The 19,616-nt window shown below is 44.8% G+C and carries 18 protein-coding genes; 3 read left to right on the forward strand and 15 right to left on the reverse strand.

Annotation, left to right across the window (positions count from 1 at the left end):
* Nucleotides 1-46 precede the first annotated feature (46 nt).
* From rnhB to rpsB, 15 genes are all read right to left on the reverse strand, one after another.
* Nucleotides 47-682 (reverse strand): ribonuclease HII, encoded by a 636-nt coding sequence (rnhB, locus tag R8269_RS18085; RefSeq protein WP_033905509.1) that lies wholly within the window; start codon nucleotides 680-682, stop codon nucleotides 47-49.
* Between the two features lie 9 nt (nucleotides 683-691).
* On the reverse strand, nucleotides 692-1,831 hold the full coding sequence (gene lpxB, locus R8269_RS18090) for a lipid-A-disaccharide synthase (RefSeq protein WP_053306717.1): 1,140 nt from the start codon (nucleotides 1,829-1,831) through the stop codon (nucleotides 692-694).
* Between the two features lie 119 nt (nucleotides 1,832-1,950).
* On the reverse strand, nucleotides 1,951-2,739 hold the full coding sequence (lpxA, locus tag R8269_RS18095) for an acyl-ACP--UDP-N-acetylglucosamine O-acyltransferase (RefSeq protein ID WP_005380357.1): 789 nt from the start codon (nucleotides 2,737-2,739) through the stop codon (nucleotides 1,951-1,953).
* 1 nt (nucleotide 2,740) lies between these two features.
* On the reverse strand, nucleotides 2,741-3,193 hold the full coding sequence (gene fabZ / locus R8269_RS18100; protein ID WP_005380349.1) for a 3-hydroxyacyl-ACP dehydratase FabZ: 453 nt from the start codon (nucleotides 3,191-3,193) through the stop codon (nucleotides 2,741-2,743).
* 232 nt (nucleotides 3,194-3,425) lie between these two features.
* Complete coding sequence (gene lpxD / locus R8269_RS18105) at nucleotides 3,426-4,457, reverse strand: UDP-3-O-(3-hydroxymyristoyl)glucosamine N-acyltransferase (RefSeq protein ID WP_042521415.1); 1,032 nt, start codon at nucleotides 4,455-4,457, stop codon at nucleotides 3,426-3,428.
* A 6-nt stretch (nucleotides 4,458-4,463) separates the two neighbouring features.
* Nucleotides 4,464-4,973 (reverse strand): OmpH family outer membrane protein, encoded by a 510-nt coding sequence (locus tag R8269_RS18110; RefSeq protein WP_005391804.1) that lies wholly within the window; start codon nucleotides 4,971-4,973, stop codon nucleotides 4,464-4,466.
* Nucleotides 4,974-4,986: 13 nt separating this feature from the next.
* Complete coding sequence (bamA, locus tag R8269_RS18115) at nucleotides 4,987-7,401, reverse strand: outer membrane protein assembly factor BamA (protein WP_005380335.1); 2,415 nt, start codon at nucleotides 7,399-7,401, stop codon at nucleotides 4,987-4,989.
* Nucleotides 7,402-7,445: 44 nt separating this feature from the next.
* The gene (gene rseP, locus R8269_RS18120; RefSeq protein ID WP_005380334.1) at nucleotides 7,446-8,804 is read right to left on the reverse strand and encodes a sigma E protease regulator RseP; all 1,359 of its coding nucleotides are present in this window, start codon (nucleotides 8,802-8,804) and stop codon (nucleotides 7,446-7,448) included.
* Nucleotides 8,804-10,009 (reverse strand): 1-deoxy-D-xylulose-5-phosphate reductoisomerase, encoded by a 1,206-nt coding sequence (gene ispC / locus R8269_RS18125; protein ID WP_005385353.1) that lies wholly within the window; start codon nucleotides 10,007-10,009, stop codon nucleotides 8,804-8,806. The genes rseP and ispC overlap by 1 nt, the downstream gene beginning before the upstream one ends.
* Nucleotides 10,010-10,059: 50 nt before the next feature.
* Nucleotides 10,060-10,902, reverse strand: coding sequence for a phosphatidate cytidylyltransferase (locus R8269_RS18130; protein WP_005385351.1), 843 nt, complete (start codon nucleotides 10,900-10,902; stop codon nucleotides 10,060-10,062).
* 12 nt (nucleotides 10,903-10,914) lie between these two features.
* On the reverse strand, nucleotides 10,915-11,670 hold the full coding sequence (locus R8269_RS18135) for an isoprenyl transferase (protein ID WP_005380331.1): 756 nt from the start codon (nucleotides 11,668-11,670) through the stop codon (nucleotides 10,915-10,917).
* Nucleotides 11,671-11,766: 96 nt separating this feature from the next.
* On the reverse strand, nucleotides 11,767-12,324 hold the full coding sequence (frr, locus tag R8269_RS18140; RefSeq protein ID WP_005380330.1) for a ribosome recycling factor: 558 nt from the start codon (nucleotides 12,322-12,324) through the stop codon (nucleotides 11,767-11,769).
* A 100-nt stretch (nucleotides 12,325-12,424) separates the two neighbouring features.
* On the reverse strand, nucleotides 12,425-13,150 hold the full coding sequence (pyrH, locus tag R8269_RS18145; RefSeq protein WP_005380329.1) for a UMP kinase: 726 nt from the start codon (nucleotides 13,148-13,150) through the stop codon (nucleotides 12,425-12,427).
* A 147-nt stretch (nucleotides 13,151-13,297) separates the two neighbouring features.
* Nucleotides 13,298-14,143 (reverse strand): translation elongation factor Ts, encoded by an 846-nt coding sequence (gene tsf, locus R8269_RS18150; protein ID WP_258476887.1) that lies wholly within the window; start codon nucleotides 14,141-14,143, stop codon nucleotides 13,298-13,300.
* 132 nt (nucleotides 14,144-14,275) lie between these two features.
* The gene (gene rpsB / locus R8269_RS18155) at nucleotides 14,276-15,004 is read right to left on the reverse strand and encodes a 30S ribosomal protein S2 (protein WP_005380327.1); all 729 of its coding nucleotides are present in this window, start codon (nucleotides 15,002-15,004) and stop codon (nucleotides 14,276-14,278) included.
* A gap of 384 nt (nucleotides 15,005-15,388) precedes the next feature.
* On the opposite strand from rpsB, the gene map reads away from it, so the two are divergent.
* From map to R8269_RS18170, 3 genes are all read left to right on the forward strand, one after another.
* Nucleotides 15,389-16,267 (forward strand): type I methionyl aminopeptidase, encoded by an 879-nt coding sequence (map, locus tag R8269_RS18160; protein WP_005380326.1) that lies wholly within the window; start codon nucleotides 15,389-15,391, stop codon nucleotides 16,265-16,267.
* 108 nt (nucleotides 16,268-16,375) lie between these two features.
* The gene (gene glnD, locus R8269_RS18165) at nucleotides 16,376-19,000 is read left to right on the forward strand and encodes a bifunctional uridylyltransferase/uridylyl-removing protein GlnD (RefSeq protein WP_017636037.1); all 2,625 of its coding nucleotides are present in this window, start codon (nucleotides 16,376-16,378) and stop codon (nucleotides 18,998-19,000) included.
* 142 nt (nucleotides 19,001-19,142) lie between these two features.
* Nucleotides 19,143-19,526 carry a DUF3461 family protein gene (locus tag R8269_RS18170; protein WP_005380322.1) on the forward strand — a complete coding sequence of 128 codons (384 nt, stop codon included), beginning with the start codon at nucleotides 19,143-19,145 and terminating at the stop codon, nucleotides 19,524-19,526.
* Nucleotides 19,527-19,616 lie beyond the last annotated feature (90 nt).

Consider the following 19,616-nt stretch of genomic DNA (forward strand, 5'->3'; position numbering starts at 1 on the left):
TCTAACCTAAAGAGGTTGGGTTTATAACACCAATTAGATCGTTTGATTATTCTATGCCTAACGCTTTTTTTACTGGCTTGAAACTCTTGCGGTGTTCACTGATCACTCCGTGTTGCTCAATCGCTTCAAAGTGCACTTTAGTTGGGTAACCTTTGTGCTTCGCGAAGCCAAATTGTGGATGAAGTTTATCCAACTCTTCCATCTCTTGGTCACGCACGACTTTGGCAATAATTGAAGCCGCACTGATTTCAGCAACACGTAGATCGCCTTTTACTACAGCTTGAGCATCCATTGGCAGCTCCGGACACCGGTTACCATCAATCAACACCAAATCAGGTTGAACCTGTAACCCCGCCACTGCACGCTGCATCGCAACCATAGTCGCCTGTAAAATATTCAGTTGATCGATTTCTTCAGGAGAACAACGCCCGACCGCCCACGCCAATGCTTTTTCTTTGATTTCAGGAAGCAGCGCCATGCGTTTCTTTTCGGTCAATTTTTTCGAATCGTTCAACCCTTCAATAGGATTGTTAGGATCAAGGATAACCGCAGCGGTGACGACGTCTCCTACCAAAGGGCCACGTCCGACCTCGTCGACTCCGGCCACAAGCTGATAACCTTGCGGATATTCAAACGGAGGGAGTTCAACTTTGGTTTTGGTCGCTTTTGGTTTAACAGCCATGATAAATCTCTATTTCTCAATCAGTTTTAGAACCGCGTTTGCGGCTTGTTGGTCCGCATCTTTACGAATCCAATGATGCATTTCCGTAAACTTATCTAACATCGGTTTATTGTCGCTTTCCAATAAGCGAGAAACCTCAGTAAACAAATTGTCTGGTGTGCACTCATCTTGTAGATATTCTTTGACGAGCTCATCATCCGCCAAGATATTCGGCAATGACACATACTTCGTTTTCAATAGACGTTTAGCTAAAAAAGCAGTAAATGCATTCACACGATAACCCACCACCATTGGACGCTTGAGAAGCATACACTCCAACGCTACGGTACCGGAGGCCAACATCACGGCATCGGATGCGGTGATGACGTTGCGTGCGGTGTCATCAACTAACTTGAAGTCCAACTCTGGCGCTAGCTCTTTCCATGCTTGTTCAAACTGCTCACGGCGTTTTTGATTAACAAGCGCGACAACAAACCCCAGTTCTGGAAATTTGTTATGGAGTAACTTGCAGGTTTCAATAAATGGCTCTGAGAGCATTTTTAACTCGCTACCACGACTGCCTGGCAGGACAGCAAGCCACTTTTTATCTTGTTCTAAACCAAGCAACTCACGTGCAGGCGCTTGTTCTGATTCTAGTGGGATGGCATCAGCCAAGGTATGACCAATGAACTCGCAAGGTACATTAAATTTGTCGTAGAACGCTTTCTCAAACGGAAGAAATGCTAGCACCAAGTTCGTTGCCGCTTCTATTTTAAAGATGCGCTTCTGACGCCAAGCCCAAACAGACGGACTCACGTAATGAACGGTTTTAATGCCCGCTTGCTTGAGGTCAAGCTCCAGGCGTAAGTTGAAGTCAGGAGCATCGATCCCGATGAAAACATCAGGCGGATTCTGAGTAAAATACTGAACGAGCTCAGCTTTCACTTTAAGAAGTCTCGGTAAGCGGCCTAAAACCTCGACTAATCCCATCACCGCAAGCTCTTCCATATCAAACAGAGACTCGCAACCTTGGGCTATCATTTTCGGACCACCAATGCCTACGAACTCTGCGTCTGGATATTGTTGCTTTACTGCTTTGATAAAGCCTTCACCTAGCGTATCGCCAGACAATTCTCCGGCAATGATGCCAATACGTAATGGTCTTTCCATATCTACTTCGCTATTTTTCCTGTGCGCTATGGATAACGGTTTGCCTTATCCATAAAACACAAAAAGATCGTAACCTCAAATTTGGTCACGATCTTTTTATTTATTGGTTCATTCGCCAATTAACGAATAATGCCACGTTCCGTCGTTTCCAGAATATCTGAGAAACGCTTCACAGCCGGCCACTCTTGAGCCATTTCAGCCAGAATAGGCTTCACTTCTTCTAGCGTCTTACCTGAACGGTAGATTTCTTTATACGCTTTTTGTAGCGCACGAATCTCTGGTTTCTCAAAGCCATTACGCTTCAAGCCAACAAGGTTCAAGCCGAATGGAGTAGCGTGGTTACCTTGCGCGAGTACATAAGCTGGGACATCTTGCACCACAGCTGAACAGCCGCCAATGTATGCGTAAGCGCCCACTGTACAAAACGGATGAATCGCAGACAGTGCCATCACACCGGCATAATCATCAACAGTAACGTGACCACCAAGAATCGAGTTATTACCGATATGAGTGTGGTTACCAATAACAACATCATGCGCAACGTGTGCATTCACACACAATAAGTTGTCATCACCAATGATCGTGGTTGCTTTGTCTTGCACTGTGCCGCGGTGAACTTGGACCGCTTCACGAATGACGTTACGGTCACCGATAACCACAGTTGTGTCTTCACCACCGTATTTTTTGTCTTGGTTTTCTTCACCAATGACAGCATGTGGGAAAATACGGTTATCTTTGCCAATAGTTGTGTGACCTTTGATCACAACGTGAGACATCACTTCTGTGCCTTCACCAATTTCAACCGTAGAGGTGATGTACGTAAAAGGACCTACTGTTACGTTAGCACCAATTTTGGCGCCCTCTTCTACCACCGCTGCCGGGTGGATTTTAGCGGTTTCATGAATCATATTAAAACTCTCGACGAGCACACTTCAGTTCTGCAGAACATACCACTTCACCGTCAACTTTTGCTACACCGCTAAATGCAGCAATGCCGCGACGTTCTTTCAGAAATTCTACCTCAATAACCAATTGGTCGCCCGGAACCACTGGTTTACGGAATTTCGCGCCGTCTACGCTTGCAAAGTAGTACAGTTCATTTTCTGTTGGTGCACCAAATGATTTAAATGCAAGTAAGCCTGTTGCCTGAGCCATTGCTTCTAAAATCAAAACACCTGGGAATACTGGTAGTTGAGGAAAGTGACCTGTGAACTGAGGTTCGTTAACCGACACGTTTTTAATCGCGTGAAGGTACTTCTCTTCTTGGAAGTCTATCACTCGGTCGATCAATAAGAATGGGTAGCGATGAGGTAGTAGCTCTTGAATTTCAGAGATGTTCATCGTTTTCTTTTCAGTAGTCAAAGTCGTCTTCCTATATCAATTTTTTGCCGCCAAGATGGCAAACGTGGCAACAGGTCGTAAAGCCGAATCGCTTTGCAATATACTAGCAAAATACGCACCATCTTGGAGTTAAATCTACTTAGAGCGCGTCATTATAGAAGAAAAAGACCCGCATTTCGCGAGTCTTCTTACAGAATATGGAACTAGAGCTTGTTAGCCTTCGTATTAAATACAGAGCGAAAGATAACTTGTTCTAAATTTCTTCTTTCTGTTCCAGCTGTTTTTCAACCGCTTTTAGGCGCTTATTCATCTCATCAATACGGTGAACTCGAGTCGCGGTCTTACGCCACTCTCTGTTCGTTTGTAGTGGGATACCTGATGAGTAAAGGCCTTTTTCTTCGATACTGCGCATTACCATGCCCATACCTGTAATAGCCACACCATCTGCGATAGTGATATGGCCATTCAGAACAGACGCGCCGCCAATCTGGCAGTACTTACCAATTTTTGTACTGCCCGCGACAATAGTACCACCAGGCATCACGGTACCATATCCGATCTGCACGTTGTGCGCGATTTGAAGTTGGTTATCCAGAATGACATTGTCTTCAATGATAGTATCTTCGAGTGCACCGCGGTCAATCGTAGTACAAGCACCAATCTCAACGCGGTTACCGATACGCACTGAACCAAGCTGAGGAATTTTGATCCACTCGCCTTTGTCATTCGCATAACCGAAGCCATCAGAGCCAATGACGGTACCCGATTGAACGAGACAGTCATCACCCAATGACACTTCATGATAGATAGTGACATTAGCCCAAAGCTTGGTGTTATTCCCTAGCTTGGCGTTCTTACCGATAAAACAACCAGCGCCAACGCTTACGTTATCGCCGAGTTCTACGCCCGTTTCAATCACAGCGTTAGCGCCGATTGTAACGTTCTCACCCATCTTAACGTCAGCGGCAATCACAGCACTTGGTGCAATATCGTTTGCCGGCTTTGGTGTGGTATCCATCGCTTGAACCACACGAGCAAATGCGACATAAGGGTCTGAAACCACTAACGCATTTCCAACGCATTGATCTTTATGCTCAGCCTTTACCATAACAACGGTAGCTTGGCACTCAGAAAGGTGTTTTGCGTATTTTGGGTTAGACAAGAAGGTTACGTCACCTTCTTGTGCTTTATCCATTGGGGCAACACGGCTTACAACGAGAGACTCGTCACCAAACAGCTCACCCCCGGTAATTGTCGCCAATTCGGCTAATGTTAATGTCTTCATAACTTCTTATTTTAGAGCTTTAATTACGTCTTCAGAGATATTGTATTCTGGCTTGCCGTACTGCAAAGCAGAGATGTCAATCACAAGATCGTAACCATTTTTGTCTGCGACTTTCTTAACTGCATCTTGAATCGTTTTGAAAAGCTTCGCTTTTTCTTCAGCTTCACGACGCGCACTTGCTTTTTCAAGTGCTTGTGCTTTCACTTTGTACTCGCTGTCTAGCTTCGCGATATCGATACGTAGCTTTTCAACTTCGTCTTGACCCAAAAGCTCGCCGTCACGTTGTAGCTTCTCAATCTTTGTTTTAGCTTGTGCTTGGATTGACTTCAGTTCATCAGCTTTGCTTTTGAAGTCTTTCTGCATTTTTTGTAGTACAACTTCACGTTGAGGAAGAGCTTGAAAAACTTGAGCTGTATTTACGTAAGCAATTTTCTGTGCAGCTTCTGCCGCATTTGCAAACATTGAAGAGCTCAGTACAAGAAGGCCAATCCCAGCCGCTTTGATCATTTTATTCAAAATATTTTCCTCTTTAGAAAGTTCTACCGATAGTGAATGTGAAGAACTCTTCATCATCGCCATCAAATTTCTTAATTGGTTTCGCTAGTGAGAATACTAGTGGCCCCATTGGAGACATCCACTGCAACGCCGCACCGTAAGAAGAGCGGTAGTTGGTTGGATCTGAGTAATCGTAGTAGTAGTTAGCACCCGAAATGTTGCTATTTTCTCGATAATCAAACTCGGTATCCCAAACACTTGCCATATCAAAGAAGATACTGGTACGAATTTGGTTTTGTACTTCCTCTGATGCGAACGGCGTTGGAACGATCAACTCAATACTTGCTAATGCGACTGCGTTACCACCCACTGAATCATCTGTCGCAATATCTGTACCATTGTTAGAGCCGGATGTATCGCGGTAAACCGCTTTAGGGCCAACAGAGTTTGAGCCAAAGCCACGAAGCGATGTAAAGCCACCGGCGTAGTAGTTTTCGTAGAATGGGAACAAGTTATCGTTACCATCCGTTTGACCGTAACCATTACCGTAACCTAAGCGGCCACGGAACAAGAGGGTAAACTCGTGCTTTTTAGTCAATGGCACATACTGGCGAACATCGTACTGCATTTTGAAGTATTGAACGTCAGAGCCAGGTACGGTCATTTTATAGAATGCACGCTGATGGTTACCTGCCGTAGGGAAATAGCCACGGTTTAAGTTATTACGTGTCCAAGAGATATTGAAGTCGAAGTCGTTCGTATTCAATGCCCCACTTGAATCTATATTATCTTTTTGCGCTTCTAAGAACTGCTCTACCTGCAAGTAAGGCGATAAGTTACCGATCTTGTTGTGCGTATAACCGACACCGAATTCAAAACGGTTCAACTCATCGAATGGGAAGCCCCACGTTAAGCTCGCGCCATAGCTTTCGTTGGTATAGTCAACGATATTGGCTTCTTTAGCTTCAAATTCGTTATAGAAAACCTTACCACCTAAGCTTACACCGTCTAAGTTCCAGTACGGATCACGGTAATCTAGACTGATGTTTTTCTGGTAGTCATTCATCATCGCGTTGATACCAACACGGTTACCGCTACCAATAAAGTTATCTTGTTGCAGGCCAACCTGGAAGCTCACACCCGATTCTGTACCGTAGCCAACACCGAAGTTAACGCTACCAGAGTTCGCTTCTTTGACAGAGTAAACTAGGTCAACTTGATCATCACTACCAGGAACTCGAACCGTCTGTACTTCAACATTTTCAAAGTAGCCCAAACGATTTAGACGAGTTTTACCCGTTTCAATCGATTTCGAGTTCAACCAACTGCCTTCCATCTGACGCATTTCACGACGAAGGACTTCATCTTTGGTTGAGTTATTACCCGTGAAGCGAATATCACGAACATAAATTCGGTTACCCGGGTCTACGTTAACGACCAAAGAAACTTCTTGATTCTCGTCGTCAAACTCTGGAATGGTATTCACTTGAGGATAAGCATAACCGGACTCACCAAGCACACGCTTAATCCCTTCTTCCATTGAAGTAACCAACGAGCCGTTGTATGTCTCATTGTCTTCAAATGGCACAAGTCTTTCGAACGTCGCTTCCTCGCCAATCAAATCACCACGGAACTTCACGTCCTTAACGGTGTAAACCTCGCCCTCTTCTAGACCAAGAGTAATGTATACCCCTTTCTTGTCAGGAGAGATTGCAACTTGTGTCGAATCAACGTTAAATTTTAAGTAACCACGATCCAGGTAGAATGATTTGAGTGCTTCAATATCGCCTGCAAGAACTTGCTTTTGATACTTTTCATCAGAAAGGAAATTCCACCACGGCACATCAACATTTAAGTTAAAGCGCGAAAGCAGTTCTTCATCACTGAACACTTCATTACCGATAAAGTTGATTTGCTGAATTTTTGCCGACACACCTTCAGTAAAGACAAACTTAAGATCAGAACGATTACGTGGTAGTGGAGTCACCACCGCTTTTACTGTTGCGTTGTATTTACCTACGCTGTAGTAAAAGTCTTCTAAGCCTTTTTCAATGTTGCTTAGCGTGGTGCGGTCAAGCGCTTCACCTTCACGAACGCCAGACGCGTTCAGGTTTTCTTGTAGCTGCTCGTCCTTGATTGCTTTGTTACCTGAAAAAGAGATGCTTGCAATGGTAGGACGTTCTTTGACTTGAACCATCAGAACACCACCGTCACGCAACACTTTCACATCTTCAAAGTTACCAGATGCATACAGGGCGCGGATAATTTCTGCAACATCGCCTTGGCCAATGGTATCACCGACACGTACAGGCATTTTCAACAATGCAGCACCCAGTGCTACACGTTGCAATCCATCGATTTCAATATCTTGAACTACGAAGTTCTCTGCTCCATTTGCAGATACACTGGTCGCCAGTAAACTTGCAAATAGAATTCGCTTAATCGCCATACTTGTTCTAATTATTCCTTGCTACTGCTTTTGTCTCTGAACTATCACAGACGAGTAAAATCATTAAATAGCGCTAACGCCATGAGCGAGAAGATAATCGCACCACCAATTCTAAAGCCCATTTCCTGCACTTTCTCAGGAACAGGACGTCGAATGACTGCTTCAATTGCAAAAAACAACAAATGACCGCCATCCAACATTGGTAAAGGAACGAGGTTAATAATACCTAGGTTAACACTAATTAGAGCGAGAAAACCTAAAAAGTAGACCAAACCATAATCTGCTGTCGCGCCTGCGCCTTTGGCTATTGATATTGGTCCACTCAGATTATTCAGACCAACGTCTCCAACAATCAGCTTCTTAAGCATGCTGATTGTCAAACCAATGACTTGGCCAGTTTTGTCTACTGCTTTACCTATTGACTCGAATACACCAAACTGAAGATCGAAGCGATAACTTTCTGGCCATTCTGCGACTTTAGGTGCAATACCTGCAAAACCAACGACTTCTTTGTTAGCTAGCTCACGGCTACCGGGCGTCAGCGTCAATGTTTGCTCATAACCCTGACGTAACACCGTCAATTCAAGCGGTGTATCAGGATTAGAACGAACCGCTTCAACCACTTGCTTCCATTCGGTTACGCGTTGTTGACCAATTGCGACAACCTCATCACCTGGAAGCACACCGGCTTTTTCCGCCGCTCCACCTTGCGAGACCTGCTCGATAACTCGATACACCTCCGGTGTATACGGAGCAAAACCTAACGACTGCATCGCTGACTGAGTTTCTGGGTCGAACTTCCACTCACGTAAATCGAGCGTTTTCGTTACTTCTGAACCAACTTCATTCGCTGACGTTAGTGTTACCGTCATCAAATCATCGCCAATATGAGAAATCAATCCCATATTTACTGATTCCCAATCCGGAGTTTTGATACCAGATATCGATTTAAGTTCCATTCCAGATTCAATTCCAGCTTCCGCAACAATCGAATTGGGCGTAACTTCACCAATTACAGGCTTAACAGCCGGGATACCAATTAGAAATACCAGCCAATAGGCAAAAATTGCGAAAAGAAAATTAAAGATGGGGCCAGCCGCAACAATAGAGGTTCGCTTCCATAACGGCTTCTTATCAAACGCTAGGTGCTTCTCATGTTCCGGCACCTCATCGACACGGCTATCAACCATTTTCACATAGCCGCCGAGAGGGATCATTGAGATGCTGTACTCCGTTCCGTCTTTGCCTACTTTACTCCAAATAGACTTGCCGAAACCGATTGAAAACTTTTCAACTTTAACGCCGCAACGGCGAGCAACCCAAAAATGCCCAAATTCGTGCACGGCAACAAGAATGCCCAGTGCGACGATAAAAGAAATGAGATTCCACAATATACCAGTCATCAGCTACGCTCGCGTATGGTTTCTAGGGCAATAGTTCGTGCCATTCTATCTAGCTCGAGCAAGCTTTCCAAGCTATTCGCATTCTCAGCTTTGCAGCTTGCGTTGATTTTATTCAACACAGACTCATTGATGCGAGCAATATCGGTAAAACCTAGTCTGTTATTTAAAAATGCATCAACAGCGACTTCATTAGCTGCGTTCAATGCTGTTGTTGCGTGTTGACCTTCATAACAGGCATCAATTGCGAGTTTTAAACATGGGTAACGAGCAAAATCAGGCTGCAAAAACGTCAGCTCACCAACTTTCGTGAAGTCTAGCGGCTTAACCCCAGCTTCCACTCTTGACGGGTATGACATGGTGAGCGCAATTGGCGTCGCCATATCCGCTTCTCCCATTTGTGCCAAGACCGAACCATCACGATACTGAACCATAGAATGAATTACCGATTGAGGATGAATAACCACCTTCAGTTGTTCGCGAGCAGCATTAAATAGCCACTTAGCTTCGATATACTCAAGGCCTTTATTCATCATCGTGGCAGAGTCAACAGAAATTTTTGGCCCCATCGACCAGTTTGGATGAGCAATCGCCTGAGCGGGTGTCACCTGTTCCAGTTCTGCGATGTCAGTGTAACGGAAAGGACCACCAGATCCAGTCAACAAAATATGAGAAATGCCATGTTCTTGTAAATTGCAACGACCTAGATTGGTTTGTACTTGCTGTGGTAAACATTGGAAAATGGCGTTGTGTTCACTGTCGACGGGAAGTAGCTCTGCGCCAAATTCTTCTACAGCATCAATAAATAGCTGGCCTGACATTACAAGTGCTTCTTTATTTGCCAACAAGACTCGCTTACCTGCTTTCACGGCAGCCATGGTAGGCAATAAGCCAGCTGCTCCTACAATAGCAGCCATTACACTGTCGACCTCGTCCAGCGAAGCAATATGGCATAGCGCATCAACACCACCTAGCACTTCGGTACCTGGCGAAACCGAGTGTAGCTCAGCTTGAAGTTGAGACGCCGCAGCTTTATCTGCCATGACCGCATACTTAGGTTGCCACTGACGACATAGACCGATCATCTTTTCAACGTTAGTGCTTGCCGCTAAGGCAACGACAGAAAACAGATCTGGGTTTTGTTCGACCACTTTAAGCGTGCTTGCACCAATTGATCCAGTAGCACCAAGAATCGTTAACTTTTGCATGTTGTAAGACCGTTAGAAAGCTCAGGAGCGACGACGCCGCTCCTGATAAATTAGAATACGTAGTAAAGAAGAGCAAAAACTGGGAATGCTGCGGTTAGGCTGTCGATACGATCTAGCACACCACCGTGCCCTGGGATAATGTTACTGCTGTCTTTAATGCCTGAGACACGTTTGAACATACTTTCAACCAGATCACCAAGCACTGAAATAACGACAGTAACCAGCGTAATCAGCACCATATGGACAGGGCTAGTGAACTGGATATCGAACCAATCAGCAAATGCCCACGCTACGATTAATGCCGTGATAATGCCACCAATTAGCCCTTCAATGGTTTTATTGGGGCTTACATGAGGAGCCATCTTACGTTTGCCTAAGCTTTTGCCTGCAAAGTAGGCGCCGCTATCTGCAGCCCATACCAAGAAACAAACGTACAACACAAGCTTTGCGCCGTGGTATGGATCTACAGTGATGTCATACGCTCTGAGAATAATCACACTCCAAAGGAATGGGATTAATGTCAGAAAACCAAATACATGACGTAAAACAAAATTACTTTGCCAAGATTTCGTCGTTTTGGGGTAAGTAATCGCCATTAAGCTAGCAATAATCCACCAAACAAAACCAATACCCAAGACGACATAATGAGGTGTCGTTAAGTGATTGAGGCTATATGCATCAGGCGAGATGTATAGAAAACTAAGTCCGGTAATAATGATTGCCGGCACAAGGGCAGCAATGCGAGAGTTGCTTCCTGTAAACTGAGTCCACTCCCAAAAACCTAATAGCGTTATTGCAGTTAAAGCGGCAATAAAGCCCATTAGCGGTAATTTAAAAATGCCTAAAATAACCAGGGGAGCTAAAATTAGTGCTGTTATTATTCTCTGTTTCAAACTAACTAGTCCTTATTGAGCTGCCATCAATGCCTTTATTTGTTCACCTGTACAGCCAAAACGACGTTCTCGGTTGATAAACCAAGTTACAGCTTCTACCAAACTGTCTTCATCGAATTCTGGCCAGTACTCTGGTGTAAAGTACATTTCTGCATAAGCCATTTGCCACAACATAAAGTTGCTGATGCGGCACTCTCCACTGGTGCGAATTAAAAGATCCACTTCCGGTAGGTCTGCCATGGTCAAATGCTCAGTGATTAGCTGCTCATTGATATCCTCTACACGAATTTCACCGTTACGTGCTTTTAGCGCTAACGTTTTAGCAGCTTCTGTGATGTCCCATTTACCGCCATAGTTGGCTGCAATGTTGATCACCATACCCGTGTTATCTGCCGTTAGGTTTTCTGCTTCTACAATTTTCTTTTGTAGACGCTCACTAAATCGACTGGTATCGCCGATCACGCGCAACCGTAAGTTATTTTTGTGTAGTTTTTTTACTTCACTAGACAGGACCGTGATAAACAGTTCCATCAAAAGACCCACTTCTTCCTCCGGACGACGCCAGTTTTCACTACTAAAAGCAAACAGCGTCATGGCTCTAATGCCTAGTTTTGAAGCAGCAGCCACGGTCTTACGAACGGCACTAACGCCTTTTTTATGACCAAATACGCGAGGTTTTCCTTTGGACTTAGCCCAACGGCCATTACCGTCCATAATGATGGCAATATGCTTAGGAAGGGAATCAGAGAAGGCTTGAGAATTTTGCATAGGGAGTTAATTGAGTTCCATCAGTTGGATAGACTAACATAAAAAAACGCTGAGCTGTGAGCACAGCGTTTTCCAACAGTGATGTGTGTGGGAGTATTAAACTTCCATCAACTCTTTTTCTTTTGCAGCAAGAACTTCATCGATCTTCTTAACTGCAACGTCAGTTAGCTTTTGAATTTCGTCTTGTGCTTTACGGTCTTCATCTTCAGAGATTTCTTTATCTTTTAGAAGCGCTTTAAGATCGTTGTTTGCGTCACGACGGATGTTACGAACAGCAACACGACCACCTTCAGCTTCACCACGGACGATCTTAACTAGGTCTTTACGACGTTCTTCCGTTAGCGGTGGAAGTGGAACGCGGATGATAGTGCCAGCTGACATAGGGTTTAGACCAAGGTCAGACGTCATGATCGCTTTTTCTACTTTCGGCGTCAGCTCTTTATCAAAAACCGTGATTGCAAGTGTACGTGCATCTTCAGCAATAACGTTTGCTACTTGGTTTAGAGGTGTTGCTGCACCGTAGTATTCTACAGAAATACCAGATAGTAGGCTTGGGTGTGCACGACCTGTACGAATTTTAGAAAGGTTGTTCTTAAGCGCTTCAACGCTTTTATCCATGCGCTCTTGCGCGTCTTTTTTGATTTCGTTAATCACAGTTTCACCTTAAAAATGTCATCTTTCCTGAAGAAAGCCTAAAACGGTTGAGCAAAGCAAGCACCACCCTAACGCTTTGGAGTGGCACCTTAAGCCAAGCTTATTCGTTGATGAGCGTGCCTTCTGCTTCGCCCATAACCACGCGACGTAGTGCGCCTGGCTTGTTCATATTAAATACGCGGATTGGCATTTTGTGGTCACGAGCTAGCGTAAACGCCGCCAAGTCCATAACTTTCAGCTCTTTATCCAGAACTTCCGCATAAGATAGCTTATCATACAGCTCTGCGTCTGGGTTTGCTACAGGGTCAGCAGTAAATACACCATCAACTTTCGTCGCTTTTAGTACGACATCCGCTTCAATTTCGATACCACGTAAACAAGCAGCAGAATCCGTTGTAAAGAACGGGTTACCAGTACCAGCAGAGAAGATGACAACTCGGCCTTGGCGAAGCTCACGGATCGCATCAGCCCAATTATAGTCGTCACATACGCCTTTTAGAGGGATTGCAGACATAACGCGCGCATTTACGTATGCACGGTGAAGAGCATCACGCATCGCTAGGCCATTCATTACTGTAGCAAGCATACCCATGTGGTCACCAACTACGCGGTTCATACCAGCTTCAGCTAGGCCTGCACCACGGAACAAGTTACCGCCACCGATAACTACACCAACCTGAACACCCAGTTCAACCAGTTCTTTAACTTCTTGTGCCATACGATCAAGGACCGCAGGATCAATACCAAAACCGTCTTCACCTTGAAGAGCTTCACCACTCAGTTTTAATAGAATACGTTGATACGCTGGTTTAGGGTTCGTAGTCATGGAGTTTACCTTCCAAAGAGAGTTGTTGATTAACAGTCATGAATAGACACAACTTCAGTTATGGCTATTCATCACGGCTAATCGTTCACTGCTCATAAAAAGACCGCAGCCTTGGCTACGGTCTAATCTTTATACAGTCTCTAAGGATTAACCTTTTTGAGCTGCTGCAACTTCTTCAGCGAAGCTCATTTCTTCTTTCTTCTCGATACCTTCACCTACTTCTAGGCGAACGAACGTAGAAACTGAAGCGCCTTTTTCTTTCAGCATTTCGCCTACAGTTTTCTTAGGCTCCATGATGAAAGCTTGACCTGTTAGAGAGATCTCGCCAGTGAATTTCTTCATGCGGCCAACAACCATCTTCTCAGCGATTTCAGCAGGCTTGCCTTCGTTCATTGCGATTTCAACTTGAACCGCTTTCTCTTTTTCTACTACGTCAGCTGGTACGTCTTCTGGGTTAACGAACTCTGGCTTAGAAGCAGCAACGTGCATTGCAACGTGCTTAAGAGTTTCTGCGTCGCCTTCACCAGCAACAACAACACCGATTTTCTCACCGTGACGGTAAGAAGCGATTGCATTGCCTTGAACGTATTCTACGCGACGGATAGTGATGTTTTCACCGATTTTAGCTACTAGAGCTACACGTGCGTCTTCGAATTGTGCTTGTAGTTCTTCAACAGAAGCTTTTGAAGCTAGAGCTGCAGCTGCAACTTCTTCTGCGAATGCAGTGAAGTTACCGTCTTTGGCAACGAAGTCAGTTTGGCAGTTAACTTCAAGAAGAACAGCAACGCCGTTTTCTTCTTTGATGATGATTGCGCCTTCAGCTGCAACGTTACCAGCTTTCTTAGCTGCTTTCGCTGCGCCAGATTTACGCATGTTTTCAATTGCTAGTTCGATGTCAGCGTTTGCTTCTACAAGCGCTTTCTTACATTCCATCATGCCAGCGCCAGTACGCTCGCGAAGTTCTTTAACTAGAGCAGCAGTTACAGTTGCCATTCTGTCTTCCTCGTTTGATTCGAAATAAGGTAAAAAACAGGGGCCTAACATTGTCGGCCCCCATTGCTAACTATAACTTAGTTTATGCTACACAAAGGTTTCACATAGACCAAGTGTGACACAGAGCCGCTATTATTCAGCTTCTACGAAACCGTCTTTTTCAGCAACTGCAGCTACGTCTTTGTTACGACCTTCAGATACTGCTGAAGCAGCAGCGTTCAGGTATAGCTGTACAGCGCGGATCGCGTCGTCGTTACCTGGGATTACGTAGTCAACGCCGTCTGGGTTAGAGTTAGTATCTACCACAGCGTATACTGGAATACCTAGGTTGTTAGCTTCTTTAATTGCAATGTGTTCGTGATCAGCGTCGATTACGAATAGAGCGTCTGGTAGGCCGCCCATGTCTTTGATACCACCAAGAGATTTCTCTAGCTTCTCCATTTCGCGAGTACGCATTAGAGCTTCTTTCTTAGTTAGTTTGTCAAAAGTACCGTCTTGAGATTGAGTCTCTAGTTCTTTTAGACGCTTGATAGACTGACGAACTGTTTTGTAGTTTGTAAGCATACCGCCTAACCAGCGGTTGTTTACGTAAAACTGGTTGCTTGCGATTGCAGCTTCTTTAACAGCTTCAGATGCAGCGCGCTTAGTACCTACGAATAGAACCTTACCTTTCTTCTCGCCAACTTTAGCTAGTTCAGCTAGAGCGTCGTTGAACATTGGTACAGTTTTTTCTAGGTTGATGATATGAACTTTGTTACGAGCGCCAAAGATGAATGGCTTCATTTTTGGGTTCCAGTAACGAGTCTGGTGACCGAAGTGAACACCAGCTTTTAGCATATCGCGCATTGATACAGTTGCCATTTTAAAATCCTCTATGGGGTTAGGCCTCCACATTCCCCATAACTCCGACCAAGCTTCTGCTCAGCACCCCGGAATATGTGACGGAATGTGTGTGATTTAAAGATAAAAGGTTATTCGGATGAAGCTTGCTTCGCCGCTTAACTTTGCTAAACGAAGAGAACAGTCCTCTATTCCGGCGCGCTTTATACCATATTTTAGCTCACTGTGGCTAGTAAAAATTATTTCTTCACCGAGCCACTTTCTCCTATTTATAAGCAAAACTTTAAACATATGATCGAATTAAGAATGATGCATATTCCTATCTAACTTGGGTTAACGCCCCGATGTCTGATAGAATGCGGCCATTCGCACGTTTACGTGCTTAGGAATAAGTAGAGAAAGCCAATGTCAATCAAGATTAAAACTGCTGAAGAAATAGAACGCATGCGCATTGCGGGCAAGCTAGCCGCAGAGATTCTAGAAATGATCGAACCACACATCAAAGTTGGTGTGACGACAGAAGAGTTAAACAAAATCTGTCATGAGTACGCTCTAGAAAAAGGCGCATACTCTGCTCCGCTTGATTACCATGGTTTCCCTAAGTCGATCTGTACTTCAATCAACCATATCGTATGCCACGGTATTCCAGCGGAAAAAGACGAAATCGGTAGCAACGGCCAAATGAAGCCGGCGGTACTAAAAGATGGTGACATCTTAAACGTTGATATTACCGTAATCGTTCCAAATGATGAGAATGCCGATCTGAGCGTGCGTCCTCAGGGTTACCATGGTGACACTTCTAAGATGTTCCTAGTCGGTGATGTTTCGCCTGCAAACAAACGTCTGTGCATGGTAGCTCAAGAAGCACTGTACGTTGGTATGCGTACCGTTAAGCCAGGTTCAACGGTTGGTGACATCGGTACAGCTATCGAGAAGTACATCAAAGAGAATAACAAGAACAATCCTCGCAACAAGTTTTCTATTGTGAAAGACTTCTGTGGCCACGGTATCGGCGATGAGTTCCATGAAGAACCACAAGTGGTTCATTACAAGAACAAAGACCGCCGCGTATTAAAAGAAGGCATGTGCTTTACTATTGAGCCGATGATTAACGCAGGTAAATTTGGTTGCTCTGTTGATGCACAAGATGACTGGACTGTTTACACGGGCGACGGCAAGAACTCTGCGCAATGGGAACATACCATTGTTGTAACAAAAGAAGGTTGTGAAGTACTGACGCTTCGTAGCGACGATACGATTCCTCGCCTAATGAAAAACGCGTAAAGCTGACGACCACTCGTTGTTTACTATATCCCTGCTTCGGCGGGGATATTTTTTATCTGCCGCAAATTTGTTAGATTGTTATTAGATTAGCTTGCACGGATGGCAAATATGACACTTCAGTCCCCTCTTACCTTTTCCGATGAACAAATCAATATCGGTGAACTCAAACAAGAATTAGAGAAGTTTAGCTCTAATCAAAACCAAGAGTTTCTCAATCATCATCCGGTAACAAGCTTGGTTTTAGCCAGAGCTGAATATATGGATCTGCTTCTCAATCGTTTGTGGCAACATTTTGGTTTCAAGGATATTTACAACATTTCCCTAGTTGCCGTTGGTGGCTACGGACGAGGCGAGCTGCATCCGCTCTCCGATATCGATATTTTGATTCTGTCGAACAATAAACTGCCAACCGCGTTAGAAGCAAAAATCAGCGAATTCATTACGCTGTTGTGGGATTTAAAACTCGAGGTCGGACACGCTGTTCGCACCGTTACTGAATGTGCTGAAATTGGTAAAGCCGATCTAACGGTCGCGACAAACCTGCAAGAAGCGCGACTGCTGTGTGGAAGCGAGGACACCTTTCAGGCACTGAAGAAAGTCGTGTTATCAGACTCCTTCTGGCCAAGTGAGACGTTTTACCGCGCTAAAATTCAAGAGCAGCGCGAACGCCATGCACGTTACCACGACACGACCTACAACTTAGAACCGGACATTAAATCAACCCCTGGCGGGCTGCGCGATATTCATACATTAAGCTGGGTCGCTCGACGTCACTTTGGTGCTACTTCATTGTTGGAAATGAGCCGATACGGATTTTTAACTGACGCAGAATACCGAGAATTGGTTGAATGTCAGGACTTCCTTTGGCGAGTACGTTTCGCTCTGCACATGGAGCTTCGCCGCTATGACAACCGCTTGACCTTTGCTCATCAAGCACAAGTTGCGGAAAATCTAGGCTACGTCGGAGAAGGCAACCGAGGCGTAGAAATGATGATGAAAGAGTTCTACCGCACGCTTCGTCGTGTGGCAGAGCTCAATAAAATGCTACTCAAACTCTTTGACCAAGCGATCATTAATGGTGGGGCGACAGAAAGTGCCGAGATTCTCGATACGGACTTTCAACGTCGCGGTTCTTTAATTGAAGCGCGGAAACCCGCATTGTTCCAAGCTCGCCCAGAAACTATTCTGGATATGTTCTTACATATTGCTAACGACTCAACTATTGAAGGGGTGAGCCCACCAACGCTGCGTCAACTGCGCACCGCTCGGCGTCGGCTCAACAAGTTTTTGCACACCATTCCTGCTGCGCGTGAAAAGTTCATGGCGTTATGTCGTCACCCTAATGCTCTTCACAAAGCATTCAGCCTCATGCACCGATTAGGGGTTATGGCGGCCTATTTACCGCAATGGAGTCAGATTGTTGGTCAAATGCAGTTTGACTTATTCCATGCCTACACCGTTGATGAACACAGTATTCGCTTACTTAAACACATCAACACTTTTAGTGACCCAGAAAATCATGCGAAGCACCCTATTTGCTGTGACGTCTACCCTCGGATGCAAAAGAAAGAGCTGCTGATTATTGCCGCTATTTTCCACGATATCGGGAAAGGTCGTGGCGGCGATCACTCGATTATCGGTGAAGGAGAAGCGTACGACTTCTGCATTGAGCATGGTTTATCGAAGCCCGAAGCGAAACTTGTCGCTTGGTTGGTAAGACATCATCTATTAATGTCTGTCACCGCACAGCGCCGAGATATTTATGATCCTGATGTCATTACCGAGTTTGCCAAAAAAGTCAGAGACGAAGAATCTCTCGATTATCTTGTATGCCTGACAGTTGCAGATATTTGTGCAACCAACCCAGAACTTTGGAATGCTTGGAAACGAACTTTACTTGCGGAGCTGTATTACTCCACACAACGTGCTTTACGTAGAGGCCTAGAGAACCCTGTCGATGTGCGTGAGCGAATTCGCCACAATCAACAAATGGCCTCCGCAATGCTGCGCAAAGAGGGGTTTGCCGCGCGCGAAATTGAAGTATTGTGGCAACGCTTCAAAGCTGACTACTTCCTTCGTCATACCCATACGCAAATCGCGTGGCACTGCGAACACTTACTTCGCATGGAAGATCCGACTAAGCCTTTGGTGTTGATCAGTAAAAAAGCCACTCGTGGCGGCACTGAGGTGTTTGTATATACGAAAGACCAGCCTGCTTTATTTGCGACAGTCGTGGCGGAGTTAGATAGGCGTAATTTTAATGTACACGACGCGCAAATCATGACCAGCAAAGATGGGCACGTGATTGATACCTTTATGGTACTCGATCAACATGGCGAAGCGATCGATGAGTCTCGTCACGCCGCGGTGATTAAACACCTCACTCATGTACTGGAGGCAGGCCGACCAACCAAGATTAAAACGCGCCGTACTCCGAACAAACTTCAGCACTTTAACGTGAAAACCAAAGTCGACTTCTTACCAACCAAAGGTAAAAAACACACTTTAATGGAGTTTGTCGCGCTAGACACACCAGGGCTGTTGGCCAAAGTAGGCCGTACGTTTGCTGATTTAAATATCAACCTTCATGGTGCAAAAATCACCACCATTGGTGAGCGAGCAGAAGACTTGTTTATTTTAACCAGTGATGCAGGGGGAAGATTAAGTGAAGAACAACAGGATGAGCTAAGAGAGAGATTGATCGAAAAGTTATCTGATGAGGTCGCAGCTTAGATCAAACCTGCCAATCTTTTCGGTTCAGGGCGAGAGCGATCTTGCCCACAAGTTAAGCATTTTGGCTAAATATCAGCTATCTAGCTCATACATAGGCTGCTACAGTTATATCAATATCAATTCGATGTAATAGAGGTAGCCTATGTATCCCCACCTCACTGGTTTGGGTATTCACGACCCTAAGCAGATTGAACGTTATTCCCTACGCCAAGAAGCACACAAAGACGTACTCAAGATCTATTTCCACAAGCAAAAAGGCGAACTGTTCGCTAAAAGCGTTAAATTCAAATACCCGCGCCAAATCAAAAATGTTCTTGTGGACAGTGGCAGTCACAAATATAAAGAAGTAACGGAAATCAACCGTAACCTCACATTAGTCATTGATGAACTGAATAAAATCACTAAGCCAACGAAACAACCTGAGGTTGATGTAAAAGAGAAAATTCTTTCAGACCTTCGTCATTTAGAAAAAGTCGTTTCGAGCAAGATCGCAGAGATCGAAGCGGATCTTGAAAAACTAAAGTAAAACGTTAAGTCTTAATGACCCGTCCTGATATGGGTTGACACTTTTTAACTAAAACGCTCGATGTACTTCATCGGGCGTTTTGTATTTTAA

The sequence above is a fragment of the Vibrio sp. Vb0667 genome (genome assembly GCF_033391095.1).